The sequence below is a fragment of the Scytonema hofmannii PCC 7110 genome (assembly GCF_000346485.2).
GTDB classification, from domain to species: Bacteria; Cyanobacteriota; Cyanobacteriia; order Cyanobacteriales; family Nostocaceae; genus Scytonema; species Scytonema hofmannii.
Genome location: NZ_KQ976354.1, coordinates 894,522 through 918,584 on the forward strand (window position 1 = coordinate 894,522; position 24,063 = coordinate 918,584).

A 24,063-nucleotide genomic window follows, 5' to 3' on the forward strand; every position below is an offset into this window, starting at 1 on the left:
CCCCCCCCCCACCCCCCCCGCCGCTAAAGTTTGACCGTTCAGTAAGCCCATCATCATCCCATCCAACAAAGGAATGGCGGCTTCCAATATTTGAACAATAACTAGAGGTATTGCCAATTGCAAGCTGGCTTGAACTTCCATCAGAAGTTCAGGCATAAACTTTCTTGAAGTTGACTCCATTCAGGTAAAAAGACTTAAGTGACGTGACAAAAAATTACACGTAAGTACATTAAGTTATATTAATACTTTTAGCAGAAATAGGGAATAACTTTGGCAAAAAAGTTGATGCAATTGGCCCAAAGCAGTTTTCAACTAGCTCCGCAAAGTTTTAAGTAACTCCAACTGCTTTTCTTGCTCCTCAAGCCGGATAGATAAACTTTGATACACGAGTTCACAGAGTTGAAAAATCATGGGATCGGCAATCTCGTAAAATACATTAGCCCCTTGTGGCGATCGCATTACAACTCCCGCACCTGAGAGTATTTTGAGGTGTTTGGAAACATTTGCTTGCCCAAGCCCAGTCAGTTCAATAATTTCCGTCACATTTTTCGGACCCGATTTGAGACAGCACAAAATCTGGAGACGACTCACTTCTGAAAGAACTTTAAAATAATTGGCCACTTGTGCCAAGGCTGATGGAAGAGTTTCCACTACGACCATTTCTCATTCCTCATAAAACCACAACCAACCACGATATTACCATTTGGGAATATAGTGTTGTAAAGGAAATCACAATCTATGTAAGTAGGGCATGGGGCATCGGGCATTGGGCATTAGTTTGTTCCTACCTCCTAACCCCCGCTTCGGAAACATCCACTTCAACTAAACGTCCACTAACTAGAGACATTAACCAATTCACAACTTAAAATTAAGGAGCATTTAAAAGTCAGACACATTTGCCAACTGCCAACTACCGGACAAATGGGCTAACTGCGGTAAACATTAGCACAAACCTATTCTTAATCCAAAATCCTTAATCCTTAATCCTTAATCCTTAATGCCCCATGCCCAATCCCCTAAAAATGAACCAGAGTTGGGTAAGATAGTAGAGCTATGTTTTCTGCGTTGCAGATACTGAGAGCCACTCAAGCCCACAGGAGATATCTAATGCTGACTTTAAAAATCGTTGTTTATGTAGTTGTTGCCTTCTTTATTACTCTCTTCGTCTTTGGATTTTTGTCAAATGACCCTGCTCGTAACCCTGGTCGTCGGGATTTCGAGTAAAGTTACGACAGATCGTCCGCGATTGATTACCGGAAGGCAGAATACACTATAAGCCTACGAGCGCTTGTGTCAAGTGGGGAAACCCGCCCAAACTAGTGTCCTCCTCCGGGCGGCTTGCCTAATTTTATGAAAAAGGCAAAAGTCGGAAGGCAAAAAGTGTATTGTCCTTCCGGCTATTTATTAGCTGTTTGTTAGCTTGTTTTTGCGATTGATATGCTTCATCCAGTTCTGCCGCCCGAACCACTTCCCATCGTGGAACCCGTACAATCAGCTAGTCCCACCACTCCGTCTGTCAGCGCTCTCAGATTAAATCCAGTTGCGGAAACAACGCTGGAGAACAAAGAGAAGTCTGAGGGACGACGGGAAAAGCTTGATTCCCAAACAACTGGGAACACTTCAACTGAAAACCAGTTACAAGTTGCTCAAACACTGTCCGCGCCCAGTCCGCCAGAAACTTTTCCACCTGAATTTTCGCCGATCGCCGCTTCAAGAAGTGCCGCATCTTTAGGTGAGAATCTTTCCATTGGTTATCCTCTACAGCAAGTTCAGTCTTCTAGCCCTAATACGCCAGCGAAAATACTGCCAAAAGCACTTAAACTCAAGAATTTATCCCAACAGCAAACGGCATCGGTAGAAGAATCAGCTCAGCCACAAAATCAAAGCCCTACGACTACCGAACAATCTCCAAATCGCCCACCAGTACAAATAGAATTCAAAGTTCGTGGCGAAGTTACCGAACCGCCACCACCTGATAAGAACCAAACTCCATCGGTTCCCGAGACGCAAGACAATACCACAACACCACAACAAAATCAACCATCCGGTAAAACTCCTGCTCCCAGCACCCCAACACCAGGAGAAAGAATTGTTGAAGTCACTTCCGACAGACAGCAGTATGACGAGCAACGGCGGGTGATTACGGCTGAGGGTAATGTGGTTGTCAGATTTGATGGGGCTGTTGTGGATGCCGATCGCGTGCAAGTTAATATGGATAACTTGATTGCGGTGGGCGAAGGCAATGTTGCTCTGACACGGGGAGACCAAGTTCTGCGCGGACAGAAGTTTACATACAATTTTATTCAGGATGATGGGGAATTACTCAACGGCAGTGGTGAGGTTTTTATCCCTAGCGCTGGTCAGGATTTGAGTTTTTTACCCACGGATGTGACGACAGGAGGAGTCCCAACACGTCCTCTCAGCGATCGCATCAGACAAAATCAACCATTACAAGCGGGTAGCGCCGGTGGGCTGAATGTTAACTTGGGAGGTGGGGGAGGTGCAAGCAACATACCCGTACCAAAACAGGGAGGACAAGTCAGACGAGTCCGCTTTGAAGCAGGAAGAATTGATTTTTACTCTCGAGGTTGGCAAGCCCGAAATGTCCGCCTGACCAATGACCCCTTTTCACCGCCTGAATTGGAAATCAGAGCAGATACAGTTACCCTGACACGGGAAGCACCTTTACGCGATCGCATCAAAACGCAAAGACAGCGTTTAGTTTTTGACCGAGGGTTCTCCGTACCAATTCCCAAGGATGAGGAGGTGATTGACCGTAGGGAACGTGAAGTCACACCGGGATTGTTCTCAATTGGTTATGATGGCGACCAACGGGGAGGGCTGTATATTGAACGGAGTTTTAAACCTATAGACACCCAAGGAGTCCAATTCAGTCTTACGCCCCAGTTCTACCCTCAAAAAGCAGTACAGAGTGGTGCGGGAAATGTCGCATCGCTATTTGGTATAAAATCAACAGTAAGAGCCACTGTGAGTCCACGGACATCTCTGGAAGGGACTGGATTATTAACCAGTTTCGACTTTAATGATGTAGAAGATAACCTCAGAGCCAGTTTGCGACTTCGCCAGTTGCTTTTGGGTGAGCAAAACCCCCACACTCTTACACTGGAATATAGCTACCGCGATCGACTCTACAACGGTACACTCGGCTTTCAAACCGTACAAAGCAGCTTTGGAGGTATTCTCACCTCTCCCATCATTCCTTTAGGAAAGAGTGGTCTTAACCTCAGCTATCAAGGAGGTGCTCAATTGATCGAAGCTAATACAGATCGCTCGGACTTGCTAGAAGTAGATCGGAGAAATAATCGTGTCTCGCTGACTCGCCTACAAGCCAGTGCAGCTCTGAACGGCGGGGTGACACTATGGCAAGGAAAACCATTACCTGCTACACCCACTCAAGGATTGAAGTATACAGCCAATCCAGTCGTTCCTTACGTGCAAGCTTTCGGTGGATTAACTGGAACAACCAGTCATTACAGCAGTGGAGATAATCAAAGTACCTTGTTTGCAACGGTTGGTTTACAAGGACAATTTGGTCATTTTTCTCGACCCTTCTTTGACTATACCGGCTTTGTGATTAGTTATTCCCAAGGTCTCAACAGTGGTTTGTCTCCCTTTTTGTTTGACCGTTCCGTTGATAACAAAGTGCTGAGGGCGGGGATTACTCAACAAATTTACGGACCATTTCGTTTTGGATTTGAAACCTCAATCAACTTAGACACTGGAGAACGTAGCAGTACGGACTACGTGGTTGAATACAGCCGCCGTACCTACGGAATCAGCTTGCGTTATAACCCAGTACAGCAATTAGGTGGTATCAGCTTCCGAATCAGTGATTTCAACTGGAGTGGTGGAACCGATCCTTTCTCCGATCCCAGTGAAGTTAAGCCAGTCGTTGGTGGTGTTAGACAGCGATAGGGGTTGGGGAGTAGGGAGTAGGGAATCTATAAGTTTATTTGCTGGTTTAAAACGGAGATCGTAGGCAATGACAGCAGCACTGAAATCGACAATTGAAGGTATTAAGACTTTAAGCGGTATCCCAGAACAAGGTAAACGGTTTCTATCAGTGAATCTTGCCTTAGTAGATGTTGCTGAGTTAATGGACATTGCAAAGGAACTAGGATTTAAGCCTGAATTAGTACAAATGCCATGCCTCACATACATAGAGATTCATGCACTGCTTTGGCATGGATTGATTGCGGATACACCAGAGGATTTAGAGGAAAAATTTGATGAACTGGCTCTTCGGATCAATGCTGATGCTATTCGTTATGCCACAGGTCGATGGTCTATGCTATGAGGGATCGTAGCTTTACTCCGCCTCCTGTCTTCATCACTTTCCTCTCAAAAGCCTTTTAAGAAACAGAAAAATCTTGAAAAAACTCCTTCCAGCCAAAGCATGGCACGGTCTAAACATTCGAGTATGAATAATATCATAGGTAATACGAATTATCAGTGCCCGAAAAGCTACCCGTCAGGAGAAGAGGTTTTATGAAGAAGGAAGTTGAGAACGAAATGGAAGACGAGTTACGTTCTGAGTATGACTTTGCTCAAATGGAGGGAGGTGTGAGAGGAAAGTATGTTGAGCGATATCGTGCAGGGACAAACTTAGTGCTTTTAGATCCAGATGTTGCCCAAGCTTTTCCAAATGATGCAGCAGTGAATGACGCACTGAGGATGTTAATTCAGGTTGCACAACGCCAGCAGCTCAACAATGCGGTACAAGGCAAATAATCGTCATCCAGCACTATAACTTTTGTCAAAAAGTTGATGCGATTGGTAGAAAGCAGTTTTCAACTAGCTCCACAAAGTTTTAAGTAAGGCTTGCTGATAGATAAACTTTGATACACGAGTTCACAGAGTTGAAAAATCATGGGATCGGCAATCTCGTAAAATACATTAGCCCCTTGTGGCGATCGCATTACAACTCCCGCACCTGAGAGTATTTTGAGGTGTTTGGAAACATTTGCTTGCCCAAGCCCAGTCAGTTCAATAATTTCCGTCACATTTTTCGGACCCGATTTGAGATAGCACAAAATCTGGAGACGACTCACTTCTGAAAGAACTTTAAAATAATCAGCCACTTGTGCCAAGGCTGATGGAAGAGTTTCCACTACGACCATTTCTCATTCCTCATAAAACCTTCAACTGAAAATTAGTTACAAGTTGCTCAAACACTGTCCGCACCCAGTCCGCCAGAAACTTTTCCACCTGAATTTTCGCCGCTCGCCGCTTCAAGAAGTGCCGCATCTTTAGGTGAGAATCTTTCCATTGGTTATCCTCTACAGCAAGTTCAATCTTCTAGCCCTAATACGCAAGCAAAAATACTGCCAAAAGCACTTAAACTCAAGAATTTCCAACAGCAAACGGCATCGGTAGAAGAATCAGAGCAGCCGCAAAATCAAAGCCCTACGACTACCGAACAATCTCCAATCAGCTACCTCGAACTTTACACTTTTCTTACAAAATGCCCAAACATTTGTGAGAAGAATTTAAAAACAAAAGCAAAAACTTCAGCCTTTCTACTGAATTTTTCTCATCCGGACACTTGTCAGTAAAATTTCGCTGTTATTATCCATTGAGACATTTAATAATAGGAAGAAGAATTGTATCAGATCAGAGTATTTGATGAGTCGGTTAACTGTAACCGCGCAGAAATACTCATTGTTTGGATTCAATTGCTAGAGCGTCTGTTCATTATTCAAGATTGAGCAGAAAAAACTCTGTTTCTGTCCCTGCTAAGACCGAATTTTCGTTCCCATTACTTAAAGAAACTGGGTGGCATGAGATGACTGTACAAACGCTCTAGAAATTGGGAACTAAGAAACCAGATAGACCCCAAAGCTATCTGGTGTAGATTTGTGTGCCGCTCAACACCTTTTGCGATCGCGGGCAATACAGGCATACCAATTATTGCTCCCTTTGTTTACGGACATTGTTACTAGAGCCGCTACTGTAACTCCTTCTAACGTATTGAAACTTCTTAGATTTACTACCTCGTACAAATGATAAACAACCCATTTGATGCTAATTTCTATCGTGCTGCCAATACCGATCTCGCGGCGGCTGGATTGACAACAGACGCCCAACTTTTTTCACATTTCCAAGCTTATGGTTTGGATGAAGGCAGAGCCTTCTCATCACTTGCCGACCTCAGCTTCTATCGTTCTGCTAATAGCGATCTAGCTAGTTTTAACAACCGGAATTTATTTAACCATCTGCAAAATTACGGTGTGGCAGAAGGACGACACTTTTCCCCATTTGTAGATCTTTCTTTTTACCGGGGTATTCATGACGATTTAACTGGGTTAAGCAACGAACAACTCTTTGACCATTTGAATTACGCTGGTGTAGCGGAAGGAAGGAGATTTTCGCCGTTAGTCGATCTGAATTTTTATCGAGCAGCCAATAGTGACTTGGCAAACTTTAACAATAAACAACTCTTTGACCATTTGAGTTACGCTGGTGTAGCGTCAGGAAAAAGGTTTTCACAATTTTTTGAGACAGACTTTTATTTGACTAAGTATTCTGACCTCCGGACAGCCTTCAGTAGCACTCCCAAAAACGATCGCCTTGAAGCTCTAGAACACCTGCTCATCTTTGGGTTGAATGAAAGCCGACAGTTTTCTCAGTTTTTTGATGTCAATTACTACCGGGCTCAGAATTCTGACTTGGTAAGTGCAGGCTTCAGTGGTAGACAGTTATTAGAACATTTTGAACTGTTCGGTCTGGCGGAAGGGCGCTCCTTTTCTGCTACCGTTGATGTCAATTACTATCGCAATACTTATGGCGATCTCAGAGATGCAAATCTTTCCAATTGGCAATTGTACAACCACTTCCAAACTCATGGTTTAAGTGAGGGACGCGCATCTTCACAATCTTTCGATGTGCAATTCTATCTGGATTCCAATGCTGACTTGAAAGCAGCTGGTTACAATTATGCTCAAGCATACAACCACTTTTTACTCTACGGTCAACTTGAGGGACGCCCTGGTGTACCCAACCTCTCACAAAAGTGGATTCGACAAACGGGTACAGAGGGTGATGACTCCTCCTATAGTGTTGCTGTTGATGGCACTGGCAATGTCTATATGACGGGTTATACTGACGGGTCGTTGGGGGGAACTCTTGCCGGGAGTCAGGATATTTGGGTAACAAAATACAACAGCGATGGCGCAATACAGTGGAAGAGACAACTAGACACTGCTGGCAAAGAATTCTCCTACAGTGTTGCTGATAGTGTTGGCAATGTTTACATTACAGGTTTCACCTCTGGTGCTTTGGAGGGAAGTAATAAAGGAGGTATTGATGCGTGGGTAGGCAAGTATCACAGCGATGGCACGGAGCAGTGGAAAAAACAACTGGGTACTGCAGGCGATGACTTCTCCAACAGTGTCACTGTTGATAGTGCCGGTTATGTTTACATTACGGGACACACTGACAATTCTTTGGGGGGAACAAATGCAGGAGATATTGATGCCTGGGTAGCCAAGTACGACAGTGGTGGAACAATACAGTGGAAAAAACAACTGGGTACTTCTAAATTGGATGTTTCCAATGGTATTGCAATTGATAATGCTAGCAATGTCTATGTTACAGGTTTCACCTCTGGCGCTTTAGGGGGAATGAATGCCGGAAGTGTTGATGCTTGGGTAACCAAGTATGACGGCAGTGGAACATGGCAATGGACGAAACAACTAGGTACAGAGGGTGAAGATTATTCCAATAGCATCACTGTTGATACTGCTCTTAATGTTTACATTGTAGGAGATACCTCTGGTTCTGTGGGGAAAATCAATGCGGGCGGTCAGGACGCTTGGATAGCGAAGTACGGTTCTAATGGCGAACTCCAATGGAAAAAACAACTGGGGAGCGCTGGTGATGACTTTGCTTATGGTGTCGTCACTGACAGTGCTGGTTATGTTTACATTACCGGAGATACCGATGATGCTTTGGGGGGAACCAATGCGGGAGGTATTGATGCGTGGGTGGCTAAGTATGACAGCAATGGCAACCCACTATTTATCAGGCAGTTTGGTACAGAGGGTGATGACTTTTCTAATGGAATCGCCGTTGCCAGTGGTGGTCATGTTTACATTACTGGAGATACCGACGGTGGTTTAAGCGGAACAAATGCTGGAAGTATTGATGCTTGGATAACTAAGTACCGTTAATTGGTCCAATATGAGGGTGAGTGTTACTAAAGACTAAATAGTTCAGTTGACCGAATCAAAGCAATATATGCATTTTGGCTATCACTCTATTGGCTACTAATCTTTGCGGATTTAGTTTCAAAAGAGGCAAAGTATGACAGCCGTTGTCCGAAAGAATAAGGGTTTTAACTGCTTTGATTTCCCGCAAGATTTGACAAGGTTTGCCTTGATGACACTAGCCCTATCAAGGAAGTAGTTAAATCGGCGAAGTTAGCTAACCGCATTTGAGACTGCCTAAAAAACATTAATAAAAGATTTGAAAATTCCGGAGCATTCTTATGAGTAATAACAATCCCATTAACCTACCCTTTAGTTTAATTGATGGAGATGCTTTTCCGTGGGAAATCACAGCAGACGGGGAATTGGAATACGGTCGTATAGCAGCCAACTCAGATACAGGCGAGCAATATTTTCAATCTTATGGAGGATTGTACAACAACTTTTACAGTTATCACAGCGCCGATGCTTATACGGAAGATAATGGTCGTGAAGTTGTCGTAGCTCCCAGATATTTGGGGAATGGATACGGTGGAGATTCGGAAATTTCACTATCACGAAAAGTCTACGTTTCAGAAAACTCTGGCTTTGTTCGGATTTTAGATATTGTCAAAAATACATATTCAGAACCTTGGCAATATGACCATAGGGTTTACAATAACTCATATAACTTGCCATCAAATATTACCAAAACCTCAAGTGGAAACAGCAAATTAAACCTGGATGATAACTGGTTAGTTTTAGATAGTATAAGCGATAACAATACTAGTGATATAGTTCGAGTCATAGCTGGAACGGGTGGTTATCGTCCTTATCAGGTTTCAAATGGGAATTCTTCTGATGTTATATACAGGCTACAATTGGCTCCGGGCGAAACTCAAATTGTCATGCACTTTATTGCCCGCACTTCCGATGTCGCGACTGCCTTAGCAAAAGGAGACCAGCTCGCACTTTTGGGTATGAATGCTTTAGCGGGAATGACAGAGGAAGAAAAGAGACAAGTTATCAACTTTAGCACTGGTTTTAATAATAAACTACCGCCTGACTTGATAGTTGAGTCGGCTCAAATACTTCTAGGTGAAGTTCCCATTTCGGATGGAAATATTTCAGTGACTTTGAATGTCAAAAACCAAGGAAGTGGGGCATTACTAGAAGACATAAGCCGTGGAACGGTTTATATTTCAGATGATAATAAACTTGATGAAAATGATAGAGCAATATATTCGTGGAGTCAATATTTAGAAAACTCCATGATGCCTAATACCAGCTATGAAATAACTGAAAGCATTAATTTGTCGCAGATAAAACCGGGACATAAATTCTTAATTTTTGAAGTAGATGGATTTTATGGCAACACTTCATATCATTATTACAATGAAGAAATTGAATCTAATGAATCTAACAATGTATTAGCCATACCTATTGAAGTCAAAGCACCTGATTTAGATATCATAGAAGCCAATATAGAAAATGGACAGCCGCCAAGTGAAGTCTCTTGGGGTCAGAAGATATCAGTTTCTTGGTCTGTCAAAAACCAAAGTAATAATATTCCTGCTCCTGATAATTGGTCCGATCGCATTTATATTTCTAGTGACCCTTATTTTGATAAACAAGACTTGTCCTTTGATATAGATGTCGAGTACATAGATCGGCATACACCATTGGCTCCCGGTGCTACGTATAAGATTCAAAAAAACATTACTATTCCAGGTGGAAGCGAGAAATACCTTGGGAGTAAGTACCTAGTATTTGTAGCAGATGATTTTGATAATCAAGGGGAAACCGATGAAGGTAACAACGTTTACGTCTACCCAATACCTATAGAGTTTAAAGCCCCAGACCTGACCATTACAACAAACCCAGATGTTTCCCTTCCCCCTACAGCCATTCCGGGACAGCAAATACCAGTTTCTTGGATTGTTACCAATCAAGGAAATGGTGCAGCAATAGCCAACTGGTACGATTACGTTTATCTATCCAACAATACAACTTTTGAATCCTGGCAAGATACACCTTTAACTAGTATTGCTGTAAGAACGCCGCTAGCTACTGGTGCTAGCTATACCAGTGAAGACAAAGTTATTACTATACCAACCACAGCTAAGGGTCCTCAATACTTGCTGTTTGTAGCTGATGGATATGACAGTTGGAACGATATACTAAGACTGCACACAACTTCAATACACTTTTGGGATCTGCTGTCACCATCACGAATCCCATTCATCCGTTGTACGGTCAGTCAGTGGTTGTGCGGCAGATAAGCAAAGTCGGTAAGACCATTAAAATAATCGTGGAACATCCAGACGGTGGACTTTTGTCCTTACCTGCAGAAGAAACCACCCTCTCCTTATCAGAAGGTGGTGTAATGAGAGCAGATACAACCCGATTATTTGACCCTGAGAAATTACTGCGCTTGAGCGAGTGGATGGCGGCTCGTTCAAAATCCGTGCTAGAGAAATTGTCTTGTGTTCCAGAAGATCAAGAAGCTGAACACAAGAAAACAAATGACACAACAGGAGCGAAAGCAGTGCGTTCTACCAGAAAAAAGCTCAGAACGTATGCAACGACTAATCAAACTGACAGCACAGCTGGTGGACAAAATGCTGTCAAAAACCAGCCCACTAAATGTCCAGACAAGGAGTAAGACTGATGAACAATAAAATCAGAAAAACTCATCTGGAACGGAGTGCCATTGTTTATTTACGACAATCGACACCAATACAAGTCGAATTTAACCGTGAAAGTACACAAAGGCAGTATGCTCTGGCTGACCGTGCTAGTGCTTTGGGTTGGGATAAAAGCCAAATCAAAGTTTTAGACAGGGACTTGGGAAAAAGTGGTCAAACCACAGCAGGACGAGAAGATTTTCATCAACTTATGGCGGCGGTGGGTTTAGGAGAAGTTGGTGCAGTTTTTGCTTTGGAAGCGTCACGATTTTCTCGTTCCCAAGCAGATTGGCATAAACTTTTAGATATCTGTGCGCTGACAGATACCTTAATAATTGACCATGATGGGATTTACGACCCAAATGATTTTAATGACCGAGTGATATTGGGGTTTAAGGGAACTTGGAGTCACACGGAACTGCATGGTATGCGTTTACGTTTACAGGGAGCCAAACTCAATAAAGCCAAAAAAGGAGAACTGCGTTGTTCTCCACCGACTGGCTATGTATACGACCCTGAAGGGCAATTAGTATTAGACCCGGATGAAGGTGTAGTTGCGGCGATACAGCTAGCCTTTCAACAGTTCCGCCGGTTGAGAACCGCGTTTGGGGTCATGCGCTACTTTTGTGTGAACCAAATTCCTTTCCCAAGAAGGCGTTGGCGACCTGGGCAGATTGGTACACTTCATTGGGGACCCGCCAACCTGAGTCGTATAACAGCCCTACTGCACAACCCAACTTACACAGGAACCTATGTGTATGGTAGACGACGCAGCCTGAATGTCATTGAGGATGGGCAAATCAAGAAGGTTAAAATCCAGCAACTACCCCAAGAAGAATGGAAAGTAATTATCCACAATGCTCACGAAGCTTACATTAGTTGGTCTGAGTATTTGTCTAATCGTGAGCAACTGAGACAAAACAGCCCAAATTCCATCTCTGATGGATCTCTAGGCACACCAAGAGTTGGCTTTGCGCTCCTGCAAGGTTTAGTAATTTGTGGTAAATGCGGTCGAAGGATGAGTCCAAGGTATCACGGTACGGGTGGTTGTAGAGCGGCTTATGAATGTACCCAAGCTCGTAAACAAGATGGTAACATGGGTGTTTGTTGGAGTGTTGCAGGAGCAGCAATTGATACAGCTGTTGCAGCTCATGTACTTGAAGCTTTCACGTCTGAACAACTTGACATTTCCCTTGCTGTGTTGTCGGAGTTGGAAAATCAAGCACATGAGACAGATAAAACATGGCAACTCAGGCTTGAAAGGGCACGTTATGAAGCTGACAGAGCTTTCCGACAATATGATGCCACCGAGCCTGAGAATCGTCTAGTCGCCCGTACACTAGAAAGACGGTGGAATGAAAAATTACAACAGTTGACGGAATTAGAAGAGGCATACTCACTCGCCCACCAAGTACAAAGGCTGGAATTAACAGCAGCGCAACGGCAACAAATTTTACACTTAGCCAATGATATTCCCACACTTTGGCACGCTAGTTGCACGACAAACCAAGAGCGTAAAGAGATACTGGGGTTGTTAGTAAAACAAGTTGCTATTACCCCAATTGATGCTCCAGAACGTTCCACTCGTGTCCAAATACTCTGGCATACAGGAGCTACAAGTGAGCTGATTGCGACACGTCCAACAAATGCAGAAAAATTCCGAACACCCAACGAAGTCATTCAACTCATTGAAGAATTAGCACAGGGTCGAACTGATACCGAAATTGCCTCGGAACTGAATCGCCGAGGTTTGGTGGGTGGTACAGGACGTGCTTTTACGAAAAAAGGTATCGCCTGGATTCGCTGGAAATTTGGGATTTACAAGCCTTTAAGCGACCCAATTGTTGCGAAATCGGGGGTTAGCCCGGAAGGTTATTATTCCACCAGTGCCCTGGCGTCAAAACTGGGTGTTGGAATTCATACCATCTATTACTGGCGAGACAAAGGAATTATTGAGGCATTTCAAGAAACGGATAGAAGTCCCTGGTGGTATATAGTCACACCAGAAGTTTTAGAGACTTTACGTCAAAAAATCCGCCGCGTACCAGTTAAATCTGAATAATTCTCCTAAAGTCGTGAGCCGAAAATCATAGTTGTAGTCGTGTACCCCTTCGAGTAATTTTGTACTTAAGGGGTTTTATATCATGTCGAGCTGATTAGTTATCAAAAAGGCGATCTGTGCAAAAGCCGGAAATCCTCTTTCCCACTGCTCCCAGCCAAGAGCAAAGCTGCGGTCTTGACGATCGGTCTTTAACCGGACTTGATATTACTGTATATCTGGTGAGGTCTTTTCGATAAATTTTTGACCATCAAAATACCAGGCGATTCCATCTGGGTCATGAAGAGAAGTCCATTGTCCAAAATTTCGCGAGTTTTTCTTGTGACGAATGGTGCTGGGAGAAACGTTTAGTCTTCTTGCTAACGCTGCACCTGTAAGGTGAAGTGGTACTTTCAGGGAATTTAGATTTTCATCGGACTGAAGTAAGCTACTTGGGCACTTAAGTGGCTCACTATTGACCGATGGTACTTGGCGATGATTATTTTCTTCGGCCAGTGATAGTCCACTTAGAGAGTCACTAAGTGGCTCACTTGTCAGATTTTCTGTACCTTCCGATTTTTCTAAGATATTGACTCTTGTTGGTTCACCCTTGTGCTCACTTAAGGAGAATTCGACTGAAAATTCTTTTGCTTCACAAGTGCTTGTTTGCTTCGGCACTACTAATTGGTTGAAAGATGCTAGTGACTCATCTATTGCTACATATGTATCTCCGAGTTCCTTCTCAATAACTTCAGCCGTTTTCACAAAGTCTGGTGTGCTTTCTAGTCGCTCACTTATCAACTCACCGTTGGTAGGTGTGTTTTCCTCAACCAGTGGATAGTTTAAGATCGATTCGCCAGTTGGCACGTCTAATAGTGACTCACTTACTAGCTCACTATTGACGGGTGCGGTTTCACGAACAGATGACTTTACTAATTGAGTGTCGCCATCTGCCCCAGTTGTTTGTAACTCACTTATAAATGTATTCGCGGAGGTAAGTACAGACTCGTTTGTCAAGTCAAAGGTTGTGTTGTCCGATTTATTTGGTGGCTCACTTAAGTGCTCGTAGTTGTCAGACTGATGCCGCGCTTCGTTGGCTAAAAGTAGCTCACCAGATGATAGACGAGTGTACTGACTCATTGCCTGCTTGAGTAATGCTACATCCTCAAGCAGACTGCTCACCTTCACCTCTAAATCCTCAATCCGCTTTGGATTGCCTGATAGCTCACTTGGTAGCACATTAGGTATGCTACCAAAGAAGTAAGTCTCAAGAATTGCCACGATAGCCGCAGAATCTGACTTTAATCCTTGAGAACGCTTAAATTCCACCAGCCGTTCGTAGACGTATGGTGGTGGGTAGGCTGCTACACGGGGATTTTCTGTTGCCATACAACTGACCCCAATAGTTTTTACTTCACTAGTTTACAGCCATAAGGCTCACTTTTAGCTTACTAGTGGGCTACCAAAGAAGAAGCAGCTTTGCTGGGAGTGGGGAGCAGGGAGAAAGTTCCTCCCCCTGCACCCTGCACCCTGCCCCCTGCCTCTTTTTTCTGCTCTCCTGCTTCATCTTGACCCATTAGCTATCAAAGTAGTAGACAATAGAGCGAGTCAGAGGAAACAGGGCACTCTGAGAAGAAGATGGGAAAATGGAAAAACAACCTATCAAAACAGCATGGGAGGGTGAGAACCCCTGCGCTTCAGCCAGGGGATGAAACCCGACTCAACAGGTTTTAACCTGTTGTCTCACTTCCCACGCTGGTTCTCAATGTACTTTTTAACTACCTCTGTGCTAACTTGACCTGTTGACGCTACAAAGTAGGTTGGAGTCCACAAAGCAGGTAGTTTTAAAAGTTCTGGAAATTCTTTTCTTAGATGATGGGATGCTCTACCTTTAACCCATTTAGCAATCTGTGAAGGCGCTTCATCTGTAGGTGCATTAATAAACATATGCACGTGGTCGGGTTGAATTTCTAATGCAATGAGTCTCCAGTTGTGTTCTTGCACTAGTTCAAAAATAATTTCTTGCAGTCTTCTTGCCACATCGGTGACCAATACGGGTCTTCGTCGTTTTGGTACAAATACAAAATGATAATTGATTGAGGACACGGAATTCTCCGTTCTTCTGTAGTCATGGTCTTCTTTTGAGAGCTTTGCCATTTTCCGGAGTATTGTTGACTTTATATGTAGTAACTAATATAATAAACGACAGGAGGTGATGACGACGCATTGTCCCCTCAAAAATGGGGCAGCCTTCCTGAGGTTGCAATCCCTAATACAGATGAACAATTTGTTTTTAAGGCTGCCCCATTTTTGTACGTGTAAGACCCCCGTGACAAGGTGTACAAAACTTTACCAGTTAAAGCAAGGTTTACAGATATTGAACAAGCGTTTTGGCTAGACCAGTGCCAACACGCTAACAGTTTGATTAATTGCGCTCTTTATCATGTTCGTCAAACTCATTATTCAAGACTTGAAGAGTCGGGTAATGCTTTCACGACCTACTGGAAAGGTGATGAATTACGCCACGGATGGAAAACCTACAGATGCAATACTACTTATCCAGAACTTGATAAAATTCTCAAAGACAATCCACATTACAAGGCTTTGGCTGCACAGGCTGCACAGCAAACATTGAAATCTATTGGTGAGTCAATTACTTCTTACAACGGACTTGTTAATGCTTATTACAGAGGTGAGGTTGATAAACCATCGTTACCACAATATAGAAAAAGCGGTGGACTGGCGGCAGTTACGTTCCCAAGGCAAGCACTTACTTACAAAAATGGTTGTTTTTATCCTTCGATTAGTAGAGAAACTAAACCACATTTGTTAGCTGAAATTGCTTTACCATTACCAGAATTCATTGATTCAGATTGGGTGAAGGAAGTGACAGTTCGTCCTTGTTACGGTCAGTTTTGGATTAATTGGGTAATTGATGATGGCAAGCAAATAATTGAGATGAATCCCAATCTTGTTTACACGCAAGCTTGGAGTTTTGACCACGGTGGAAATAATTGGTTAACAGGTGTTTCAACACTTGGGCAGAGCTTAATTATTGATGGTAGAAAGTTACGTTCAATGAATCAGGGTTACTGCCGTCTTGTTGCCAAATATAAGCAAGGGAAGTCAGATTTTTACTGGGACTCTAACCTTGATAGGATTCAACGCAAACGCAATAACCAGATGAGAGATGCCATTAATAAAGCAGCTAGGTTTATTATTAATCGATGCCTCGCTGATGGTGTGGGAAATCTTATTATTGGTTGGAATGAGGGACAGAAGAATGGTTCTGATATGGGCAAGCGTGGCAATCAAAATTTTGTACCCATTCCAACGGGTAGATTGATTGAACGTCTTAAACAACTTTGTCCAGAGTACGGAATTGTTTTAACAATTACCGAAGAGAGCTACACATCCAAGAGTTCATTTCTTGATGATGACTTGCTACCTACATTTGGTGAGAAACCCAACGGATGGAAGCCATCAGGTGAAAGAATTGAACGTGGTCTTTACAAAACCTTTCTTGGTTTTGTAATCAATGCTGACTGCAACGGCGCAGCCAACATCATGCGTAAAGTAGCCACACAGCTAGGACTTGTCTTAGTTAAGGTGGGTAGGGCAGTTTTGAGTCTGCCACATCGGTATGACTTGTTCCGCGATCTAAAGAATTCATTTCGCAATTCGTTGCGAAGTGCGTCTTTAGACCACGTAGCAACATCCATTTAGAATCCCTCGTGTTTCAACCGAGGGAGAACTCAAAAAAAGTCATGAAGATTTGGCAGTTTACCAGATGGCTTTTAATGCTGCTATGAAAATCTTTGTACTATCAAAGCAGTTTCCGGTCGAAGAACGGTACTCCTTGACTGACCAAATTCGTCGGTCTTCACGTTCTGTTTGTGCTAATCTTGCTGAGGCATGGAGAAAACGGCGTTATGAAGCAGCTTTTCTAGCTAAGCTAAACGAGTCGGAAGCAGAAGCTGCAGAAACTCAAACATGGCTCAAATTTGCTATCAAATGCGATTATTTAGATGTTGAGGCAGGTCGAGAACTTTATGGAACTTACAACCAGGTTTTGGGCATCCTCGTCACCATCATCAATAATCCTTCACCTTGGGTTTTGAAGCGCTAATTCTTTCCCCCTTTCTGGGGTACTCTCTGGCAAAAGGAGAATATTTCCCCCATGCACCCTGCTCCCTTCTCCCTGCTTTTTTCTCCCTGCCCCCTGCCCCCTGCCCCCTGCCCTAAACTTACTTGAATGAGGTGCAATATGAACACACCGTGGGAGTTACCTACGGCAACAAGAAACCGACGAGCTTAACAATGTTTACGCTGTACCAATTCAAATAAATACACCAGATTTACTGATTGAATCTGCTAGTATTGCACAAAACAAGAGTACGGCCATTATAGGCGAGCAAATGTCAGTGAGTTGGACTGTGAAAAACCAAGGAAGTTACCGATCTGAAGCTAACTGGGTAGACCGCATCTATATTTCTAGTGACCAATCGTGGGATGATAGCGATACATATGTATACGGTGTATCTATTGACGAGCAAACACCTCTAGAGGCAAATAATGGTAATGACAGCACTTACAGCATTAAAAACAAAGTTATTACCATACCTACCACAATGACTGGAGAGCGGTATCTGCTGTTTATCACAGATGCAACTGGTAACCCAAGAGATCTGATTGGTAATCAAAGTGAGAGTAATGAAACTAACAATACATACGCAGTTCCTATTGAAATTGAAGCACCGGATTTGACGGTAAAAGAGGCTGGAAGACCAAATCCAGGTACAACCACTTGGACAGCTACTTGGGGTGAGGAAATACCAGTTTTTTGGACTGTCGAAAATACAAGTGATGCTGCCGCTCCAGCTAATTGGTATGACCGCGTATATATTTCAAGTGATGACAAGCTTAATGGAGACACTCTTTTATACAGTGAATTCATTGACACTCACACACCTCTAGCTGGTCTTGCAAGTTACAATATCAACAACAAACTGATTACCATACCTAAGTATGATAGCTACATCAGAGGAAATCAGTACTTACTGTTTGTAACAGACGCAAATCAAGACCAAGGAGAAACGAATGAAGCTAAAGGTCTATTGGAAACCAACAATGTAAAACCAGTACCGATTTTTATAGCTGCACCAGACCTTGTGGTTGAATCGGTGACTGCTGTTCCATCAACCTCTGCCCAATTTGGTCAAACCATTGATGTTACTTACTTTGTCAGTAATGCTGGCGATCCTGGTTCATCAACTGTTGCTTCGAGGTGGACAGATCGGATTTGGCTTAGCAAAGGATCAACGCTTGACAGCCCTAGAATTGAGTTGACATCTGTATCGGTAGAGAGAGATACACCGTTAAATTCTGGTACTTCTTATTCCAAAACAGTTACCGTACCTTTACCATTAAATCCGCAGTTCTCCAACGGGACTTACTATATTTGGGTGGAGACAGATACTTCATACAATCAAGTGGAATTTAATGAAAACAACAACAAATTCAGCCAACCAATTAACCTGACATTACCGACCATACCCGATTTGCAGGTCACTAGTGTTGTGACTCCGTTTGAGGGACTATCCGGACAAAAACTGGAAATTGTATGGACAATCTACAACGGAGGGGATAAAGATGCCACTGGAGTATGGCACGATAACGTTTATCTGTCGAAAGACGGAAGTATCGGAAACGGCGATTTTTATGCATCTTTTTCCTTTGAAGGAACAATTCAAGCAGGCAAGCCAATTGAGCGCAGACAGTTCATTGACTTGCCTATCGATCTAGAAGGCGATCGTTGGGTAGTTGTTAAGACGGATGCTGGTGGCGATGTCTACGAACACGGTCAAGAGAGCAACAATACTCGTATTTCCTCCAATCCTATCGACATTCGCAAGAGTGATTTTCCGAACCTGAAAGTATCCAGCGTTACTGCTCGAACCGATTCAGCTTTCTCCGGTCAGAAAATTACTATTGATTGGGTAGTAGAAAACACAGGAACTGGCTCAACTAGCGCTCCAATTTGGTATGACGCCGTTTTCCTGTCTTTAAACGGTCAAGAAACATACCTGGGTCAAACTTCTAACTTTAGCTACTTGGATAAATATGGTAGCGGCATACACAGCTATAACAATAGTTTAGAGGTTACCTTGCCTGATAATATTGAGGGCAACAACTACTACTTTGTTGTTAAAACTGATTACTACGATAATGTCTACGAATATCAAAACGAGGATGACAATTTTCGGAGCACAGAATCACCCACCAACATTGAACTGACTCCACCGCCAGACTTACAGCCGACTGTCAACGAACATTCCCCAGTGTTCTCAGGTCAGAGGATGACCCTGAATTGGACTGTTGTCAATAATGGTCCTGGCAAAACCTCTCAGCACAGCTGGTATGACGAAGTTTATATGTCAGCTGACCCCTACCTGGGCAATGGCGATGAGGAGTACTTCCTGGGTTCTCGTTACCACTACGGCGACCTTGATGTTTATGATGCTAACAGCACTAATGGAGCTACTAGCAGCTACACCACTAGTTTGGATGTCACTTTGCCAATAGGAGTGAGTGGAAATTTCTACTTCATTGTTAGAACTGACGCTGGCAATCAGGTTTTGGAATTTGCGGGCGACGCCAATAACATTGTTGCCCAACCTACACCTACTACTGTTAATCTCACACCACCGCCAGACTTGGAAGTCGAGTTGGTAGACGTTCCAACTCAAGCTTTGGCTAGCCATGCCCTGACCATTGATTACCGTGTTACCAACAATGGCTCAACCGCTACTCCCAACTATTCTTGGGTTGATGCTTTCTATCTATCAGAGGATGCTAATTTCAACTCCAGCACGGATAGGTTATTGGGTGAAATTAGGCATCATGGCAGCTTAGACATAGATGAACCCAACAAATGGTATGACGGCTCTGCTACCTTTACTCTACCTGATGGGCTGAGTGGTACTTTCCACGTCTTTGTTGTGACTGACCAGCACAATGACGTTTTTGAACTGAATAATCACAACAATGTTAATAATTACGACAATGTTGGTAACAATGTCGGAGTCGTTACAGTTTCATCACGTCCCGCAGATTTGGTAGTTTCGGCGATCGATGTTCCCACAACTCTTGAGGCAGGCATTGCGAGCCGTATCAAATGGACTGTTGCTAACACTGGAACTGGTGACACTGCTGTCAGAGCTTGGACTGACAAAATAATTGCGTCTGGTGATCCGAATTTAGGCAACGACGATGACGTTGTTTTAGGTTCTTTCTACCACAGCGATACATTAAGTTTGATAGACGGTACTTACCGAAGTGGTTTGTTGAACCCTGGGGATTTCTACGAACGCAACGAACTGGTTACCATTCCCTTCACCATGTCAGGTCAGTACCATTTGTTTGTTGTGACTGATGCTAACGCTCAGGTCTATGAAGCAAATGCTCTTGGCAATAACTATAAATCCCAATTAATTACCGTCAATCGAGACACTCCCGATTTGCAAGTGACTGGAGTTAATGCGACACCTTCTGTATCATCAACAGACAAGCTCGCTGTTAATTGGACGGTGAAAAACTTCGGAATTGGTCGCACCAATGCCTACTCCTGGTACGACAGCGTTTACCTTTCTACCGACACCCAACTCAACTTTCAACAAGACATTTACTTGGGACAAGTTTTCCATTCTGGTGCTCTAGACCAATTTGGCTCTTATGACGGTTCTGGTACCTTTAACCTGCCAATAGACCTTAAGGGTAATTATCACGTCATTGTCCGCACAGATAACAGTGCCAATAGTGAGTATAATGATCGGGTTTTGGAAGGTTCTTTAGAAAACAACAACGACAAAGCAACCAACAACACCACTGCTATTACCCTGGGTGAAGTTCCTAATTTGGTGGTGGAAAGTGTTGATGCACCCATTGATGCTATTAGCAGTCAGCTATTTAATCTCACTTGGACTGTCCGCAACGATGGTGCTGCTACTGGCTACAAGCGTTGGTACGATGCCATCTACCTTTCTCGCGACCAAAATTTTGACCGCAGTAGCGATATCTACCTCGACTACCGATACCGTGTTGGCGGTTTAGCAGCAGGGGAGACGTACACGCAACAAAACCAACTGTTCAAAATCCCATCTGGGTTGTCTGGTCCATTCTACGTCTTTGTTGTTGCTGATGGTGGCAATGAGGTATACGAGCGCGGTGGAGAAGGCAACACGGTGGGCAACAATTTGAATTATGACCGGAACTCCGTGCAGGTGAGTTTGCCGAACCCTACTGACTTGAGTGTCGGTACTATCACTGTCCCTGTCAATGCCGTTCCTGGGCTTGATGCCACCATCAGTTACACGATTAATAACTTGGGACCAAATGCGGCTCAAGGTATTTGGTATGACTCAATCTACCTTTCTGCTGATGATAAGTGGGATATAAATGATACTTTCTTTGGACGTAGCCAAGCGCCAGTAAGCTACGTAGCTGCTCCTGGCAATGACTACAGCTATTATGACAATAGTATAACGGCTCCCTTACCTGGTGTAGTCCCTGGCGACTATCACGTTATTGTCAAGAGCGATATTCGCAACGCCATTGTAGAAAACGATGAAAATAACAACATTGGTGGTTCTTTAGACAAAGTATCAATTGATGTCGAGTCACTGCAATTGGATGTCTCAAAAACTGGAACGCTCTTCCAAGGACAATCTGTCTACTATAAGATTGATGTCGACCGAGCTTTCTATCAAACCCGCCTGGACTTAACTGCTACTAAAGGAATCTACGTAGATGTCGTCGCGGGTATTGATATTGCTACAGGGCAAGCGTTCTGGGAACTGACATCCATAGACCCCACCACTGGAGTAGAGCCAACCAATCCCTTGCAAGGTTTCTTGCCACCCAACATCACCAAACCTGAAGGTGACGGCTTTGTCAGCTACTCCGTAAAACCCAAATCGAGTGTTGAGAACGGTGCAGTTATTGACGCTCAAGCACGCATTATCTTCGATATTAACGAACCCATTGACACACCAGCAATTTTTAACACCATTGACAAGAGTAAACCTACAAGCACTGTCAGCGCATTGCCAAGTGCGACTAACGACACCAGTTTCTCAGTCAGTTGGTCTGGTAGTGACAATACGGATGGGTCAGCTTTGGCTGGTTTTACTATTTACGTCTCAGACAATGGCGGAGCATTTGTTCCTTGGCTGGAAAACACTACTCTCACCGAAGCTACATTCACTGGCAATGCTGGTCAAAGCTACGCCTTCTACAGCCGTGCCCGTGACAACGCGGGCAATACTGAAGATGCTCCTCAGAGCGTTCAGACATCCATCACCATTAATGACGACACAGATGATGTTCTTCCGATGACCCGAATTGGGATTCCTGGCAGAGATATTCTCATTGGAAGGAATGGTAACGACATCCTCAATGGTAGAAAGGGCAATGACTTGCTGATAGGTGGTGCTCTTAACGATACCCTCATTGGCGGTACGGGAAGAGATACTCTTGATGGTGGCACTGGAGATGACACCTTGCTTGGGGGATCGGGCAATGACACCCTCATTGGCGGTTTTGGCAATGACGTACTTACTGGTGGTGCTGGCGCTGATATCTTCGTTCTCAACAACCCAAACACTGGAGTTGATAGCATTACCGACTTCTCGGTAGTTGATGATACACTCCGTGTTTCTGCTGCTGGTTTCGGTGGTGCGTTAGCTGTAGGGGAAGCCATTACCTCAAGTCAATTTCTCATCGGTAGCGGTGCAGTAGCAGCAACTAACTCTAGTCAGCGATTTATCTACAACACTACTACAGGTGCTCTGTTCTTTGATGCCGATGGTAACCAGACTGCATTTGGGGTGGTACAGGTAGCGATGCTATCAAATAAACCAACAATTGGCACTAGTGACATTTTTGTCACCACTTGATGTAGACCTCATGGAAAAATCCTTCCCTAATAAAACAGGGGAGGATTTGTTTCCAAAGTTGACAGAGGTTTTGAGGCATTTTTGGACTTATTGCTGACATTTGGGCAAAATAATAGAGAGCTTGTACAATCAGATGCTTTATGGCTTCTATACAATTTTAGTGCAGAAGTCCAGCAACACAACTTAATTAACTCGCTCTTATAGTTTCGTTTTTTATTTTATATGTCGAATGAACAGAATCTGAGAAAATTTTTGCGGCAGTGGATATTAATTAATACTGTAAGCGTGTCTGTAAGCTTGACTCTTTTTTTAATTTTTACAAAAGTTTTGAATAATATTAGACCAGCCTTGGAATATAACTCAAGGGTGACCATAGTTTATCTGACCTTTGCTGTTCCTGGGACTTTAATTGGACTAGCCCAATGGCTGGTAATTAGAAAAAAAGTTCCTCGAATGAGTCCTTGGTGGATACTAACGAATATTCCTGGTTTGTATGTAGGAATGATGATCAGCTATCTTGGTTTTTTTGTTGGCATCATGATTTTCGCTTATGAGAAAGATTTATCTAATGTTAAGCCCTTCGCAAGTGGATCTGTGATAGGCGGTGTGGGAGGTGCTGTAGGTGGTGCTATGGGTGGTATAATTACTGGGATAGCTCAATCGTTAGTGCTTGCTCGTAAAGTGTTACTAACTCGGTTTTGGATTGTCTGGATACTAACTAGTATTGTAGCTTGGGTTATCAGTTGGAGTATAGGTTGGGCTTTAGCCTTTGTTAATTCAAGTCGTAATGCGAGTGTTGGAATTGATAGTGAAGTTGTGTTCTGGGCAATTTTTGGAGTGATTTCTGGTTTTTTGAATGGAGCCGTTACTGGAAAAGTACTAGTTTGGGCATTGCGACGGTCTAGAATGGACGGGATCGCAGGCACTGCTCACCATATTTGAAGGGTGATTAATTTGACTGGTGGCACAGACAACAATACCCTAATTACTAGCACAAGCAATAGCACATACGTTGTAGCACGCTTCCACATACCAATTTTTAAATCTAGAAGTGCAGTTAGCAACACATTCAACTTTTAATTAAATGCACAAAGTATTCTATCTGTTATGCTAGATTGCTCACTAAAGTAGCTGCTTCAAAGATTCAGGGCGATGTTTCAACTAGGCGCAAGTGT

18 protein-coding genes are annotated in these 24,063 nt (G+C 43.5%); 12 read left to right on the plus strand and 6 right to left on the minus strand.

The window, feature by feature from the left end; all coding sequences use genetic code 11:
- Nucleotides 1–312: 312 nt before the first annotated feature.
- Nucleotides 313–660: an ArsR/SmtB family transcription factor gene (locus WA1_RS03870; protein WP_017741617.1), complete on the minus strand. Its 348-nt coding sequence runs from the start codon at nucleotides 658–660 to the stop codon at nucleotides 313–315.
- A gap of 447 nt (nucleotides 661–1,107) precedes the next feature.
- On the opposite strand from WA1_RS03870, the gene WA1_RS52235 reads away from it, so the two are divergent.
- From WA1_RS52235 to WA1_RS03885, 4 genes are all read left to right on the plus strand, one after another.
- Complete coding sequence (locus tag WA1_RS52235; RefSeq protein ID WP_081402832.1) at nucleotides 1,108–1,224, plus strand: photosystem II reaction center protein I; 117 nt, start codon at nucleotides 1,108–1,110, stop codon at nucleotides 1,222–1,224.
- Between the two features lie 213 nt (nucleotides 1,225–1,437).
- A complete protein-coding gene (locus tag WA1_RS03875; RefSeq protein ID WP_017741618.1) occupies nucleotides 1,438–3,936 on the plus strand; it encodes a DUF3769 domain-containing protein in 2,499 nt (832 codons plus the stop codon).
- 67 nt (nucleotides 3,937–4,003) lie between these two features.
- Nucleotides 4,004–4,318, plus strand: coding sequence for a hypothetical protein (locus WA1_RS03880; RefSeq protein WP_017741619.1), 315 nt, complete (start codon nucleotides 4,004–4,006; stop codon nucleotides 4,316–4,318).
- A gap of 191 nt (nucleotides 4,319–4,509) precedes the next feature.
- Nucleotides 4,510–4,752 carry a hypothetical protein gene (locus tag WA1_RS03885; RefSeq protein ID WP_017741620.1) on the plus strand — a complete coding sequence of 81 codons (243 nt, stop codon included), beginning with the start codon at nucleotides 4,510–4,512 and terminating at the stop codon, nucleotides 4,750–4,752.
- A gap of 59 nt (nucleotides 4,753–4,811) precedes the next feature.
- Here WA1_RS03885 and WA1_RS03890 read toward each other — a convergent pair whose 3' ends face one another.
- Both WA1_RS03890 and WA1_RS56590 read right to left on the minus strand, forming a co-directional pair.
- A complete protein-coding gene (locus WA1_RS03890; RefSeq protein WP_017741621.1) occupies nucleotides 4,812–5,141 on the minus strand; it encodes an ArsR/SmtB family transcription factor in 330 nt (109 codons plus the stop codon).
- 638 nt (nucleotides 5,142–5,779) lie between these two features.
- Nucleotides 5,780–5,923, minus strand: coding sequence for a hypothetical protein (locus WA1_RS56590; protein ID WP_158516591.1), 144 nt, complete (start codon nucleotides 5,921–5,923; stop codon nucleotides 5,780–5,782).
- 100 nt (nucleotides 5,924–6,023) lie between these two features.
- Between WA1_RS56590 and WA1_RS52240 the strand changes: the two genes are divergently transcribed.
- From WA1_RS52240 to WA1_RS03910, 4 genes are all read left to right on the plus strand, one after another.
- Entirely contained in the window at nucleotides 6,024–8,192 is a 2,169-nt protein-coding gene (locus tag WA1_RS52240; protein ID WP_017750179.1) for an SBBP repeat-containing protein, read from the plus strand.
- Between the two features lie 317 nt (nucleotides 8,193–8,509).
- Nucleotides 8,510–10,489, plus strand: a complete 1,980-nt coding sequence (locus WA1_RS03900; protein ID WP_066612695.1) for a CARDB domain-containing protein — start codon at nucleotides 8,510–8,512, stop codon at nucleotides 10,487–10,489.
- A 29-nt stretch (nucleotides 10,490–10,518) separates the two neighbouring features.
- Nucleotides 10,519–10,872, plus strand: a complete 354-nt coding sequence (locus WA1_RS03905; protein WP_017743374.1) for a hypothetical protein — start codon at nucleotides 10,519–10,521, stop codon at nucleotides 10,870–10,872.
- 5 nt (nucleotides 10,873–10,877) lie between these two features.
- On the plus strand, nucleotides 10,878–12,956 hold the full coding sequence (locus WA1_RS03910) for a recombinase family protein (RefSeq protein ID WP_017743373.1): 2,079 nt from the start codon (nucleotides 10,878–10,880) through the stop codon (nucleotides 12,954–12,956).
- A gap of 204 nt (nucleotides 12,957–13,160) precedes the next feature.
- Here WA1_RS03910 and WA1_RS03915 read toward each other — a convergent pair whose 3' ends face one another.
- The 3 genes from WA1_RS03915 to tnpA all read right to left on the minus strand — a co-directional run bounded on the left by WA1_RS03915 (nucleotide 13,161) and on the right by tnpA (nucleotide 15,089).
- On the minus strand, nucleotides 13,161–14,321 hold the full coding sequence (locus WA1_RS03915) for a hypothetical protein (RefSeq protein WP_017743372.1): 1,161 nt from the start codon (nucleotides 14,319–14,321) through the stop codon (nucleotides 13,161–13,163).
- 62 nt (nucleotides 14,322–14,383) lie between these two features.
- On the minus strand, nucleotides 14,384–14,509 hold the full coding sequence (locus tag WA1_RS59340) for a hypothetical protein (RefSeq protein ID WP_017743371.1): 126 nt from the start codon (nucleotides 14,507–14,509) through the stop codon (nucleotides 14,384–14,386).
- 166 nt (nucleotides 14,510–14,675) lie between these two features.
- A complete protein-coding gene (gene tnpA / locus WA1_RS03920) occupies nucleotides 14,676–15,089 on the minus strand; it encodes an IS200/IS605 family transposase (RefSeq protein WP_017750190.1) in 414 nt (137 codons plus the stop codon).
- 180 nt (nucleotides 15,090–15,269) lie between these two features.
- Between tnpA and WA1_RS03925 the strand changes: the two genes are divergently transcribed.
- The 4 genes from WA1_RS03925 (at nucleotide 15,270) to WA1_RS03940 (ending at nucleotide 23,830) form a co-directional block, all read left to right on the plus strand.
- Nucleotides 15,270–16,658: an RNA-guided endonuclease InsQ/TnpB family protein gene (locus WA1_RS03925; RefSeq protein ID WP_066612698.1), complete on the plus strand. Its 1,389-nt coding sequence runs from the start codon at nucleotides 15,270–15,272 to the stop codon at nucleotides 16,656–16,658.
- 49 nt (nucleotides 16,659–16,707) lie between these two features.
- The gene (locus WA1_RS03930; protein WP_272819061.1) at nucleotides 16,708–17,061 is read left to right on the plus strand and encodes a four helix bundle protein; all 354 of its coding nucleotides are present in this window, start codon (nucleotides 16,708–16,710) and stop codon (nucleotides 17,059–17,061) included.
- Nucleotides 17,062–17,350: 289 nt separating this feature from the next.
- A complete protein-coding gene (locus tag WA1_RS03935; RefSeq protein WP_081402834.1) occupies nucleotides 17,351–22,888 on the plus strand; it encodes a CARDB domain-containing protein in 5,538 nt (1,845 codons plus the stop codon).
- 327 nt (nucleotides 22,889–23,215) lie between these two features.
- Nucleotides 23,216–23,830 carry a hypothetical protein gene (locus WA1_RS03940; protein WP_148662607.1) on the plus strand — a complete coding sequence of 205 codons (615 nt, stop codon included), beginning with the start codon at nucleotides 23,216–23,218 and terminating at the stop codon, nucleotides 23,828–23,830.
- The last annotated feature ends 233 nt before the right edge of the window (nucleotides 23,831–24,063 follow it).

What these genes read in the sequence shown, in the direction of transcription:
- WA1_RS03870 (WP_017741617.1), bottom strand. Translation starts at nt 660, where the DNA reads ATGGTCGTAGTGGAAACTCTTCCATCAGCCTTGGCACAAGTGGCCAAT.
- WA1_RS52235 (WP_081402832.1), top strand. Translation starts at nt 1,108, where the DNA reads ATGCTGACTTTAAAAATCGTTGTTTATGTAGTTGTTGCCTTCTTTATT.
- WA1_RS03875 (WP_017741618.1), top strand. Translation starts at nt 1,438, where the DNA reads ATGCTTCATCCAGTTCTGCCGCCCGAACCACTTCCCATCGTGGAACCC.
- WA1_RS03880 (WP_017741619.1), top strand. Translation starts at nt 4,004, where the DNA reads ATGACAGCAGCACTGAAATCGACAATTGAAGGTATTAAGACTTTAAGC.
- WA1_RS03885 (WP_017741620.1), top strand. Translation starts at nt 4,510, where the DNA reads ATGAAGAAGGAAGTTGAGAACGAAATGGAAGACGAGTTACGTTCTGAG.
- WA1_RS03890 (WP_017741621.1), bottom strand. Translation starts at nt 5,141, where the DNA reads ATGGTCGTAGTGGAAACTCTTCCATCAGCCTTGGCACAAGTGGCTGAT.
- WA1_RS56590 (WP_158516591.1), bottom strand. Translation starts at nt 5,923, where the DNA reads ATGCCTGTATTGCCCGCGATCGCAAAAGGTGTTGAGCGGCACACAAAT.
- WA1_RS52240 (WP_017750179.1), top strand. Translation starts at nt 6,024, where the DNA reads ATGATAAACAACCCATTTGATGCTAATTTCTATCGTGCTGCCAATACC.
- WA1_RS03900 (WP_066612695.1), top strand. Translation starts at nt 8,510, where the DNA reads ATGAGTAATAACAATCCCATTAACCTACCCTTTAGTTTAATTGATGGA.
- WA1_RS03910 (WP_017743373.1), top strand. Translation starts at nt 10,878, where the DNA reads ATGAACAATAAAATCAGAAAAACTCATCTGGAACGGAGTGCCATTGTT.
- WA1_RS03915 (WP_017743372.1), bottom strand. Translation starts at nt 14,321, where the DNA reads ATGGCAACAGAAAATCCCCGTGTAGCAGCCTACCCACCACCATACGTC.
- WA1_RS59340 (WP_017743371.1), bottom strand. Translation starts at nt 14,509, where the DNA reads ATGGGTCAAGATGAAGCAGGAGAGCAGAAAAAAGAGGCAGGGGGCAGG.
- tnpA (WP_017750190.1), bottom strand. Translation starts at nt 15,089, where the DNA reads ATGGCAAAGCTCTCAAAAGAAGACCATGACTACAGAAGAACGGAGAAT.
- WA1_RS03935 (WP_081402834.1), top strand. Translation starts at nt 17,351, where the DNA reads ATGTCAGTGAGTTGGACTGTGAAAAACCAAGGAAGTTACCGATCTGAA.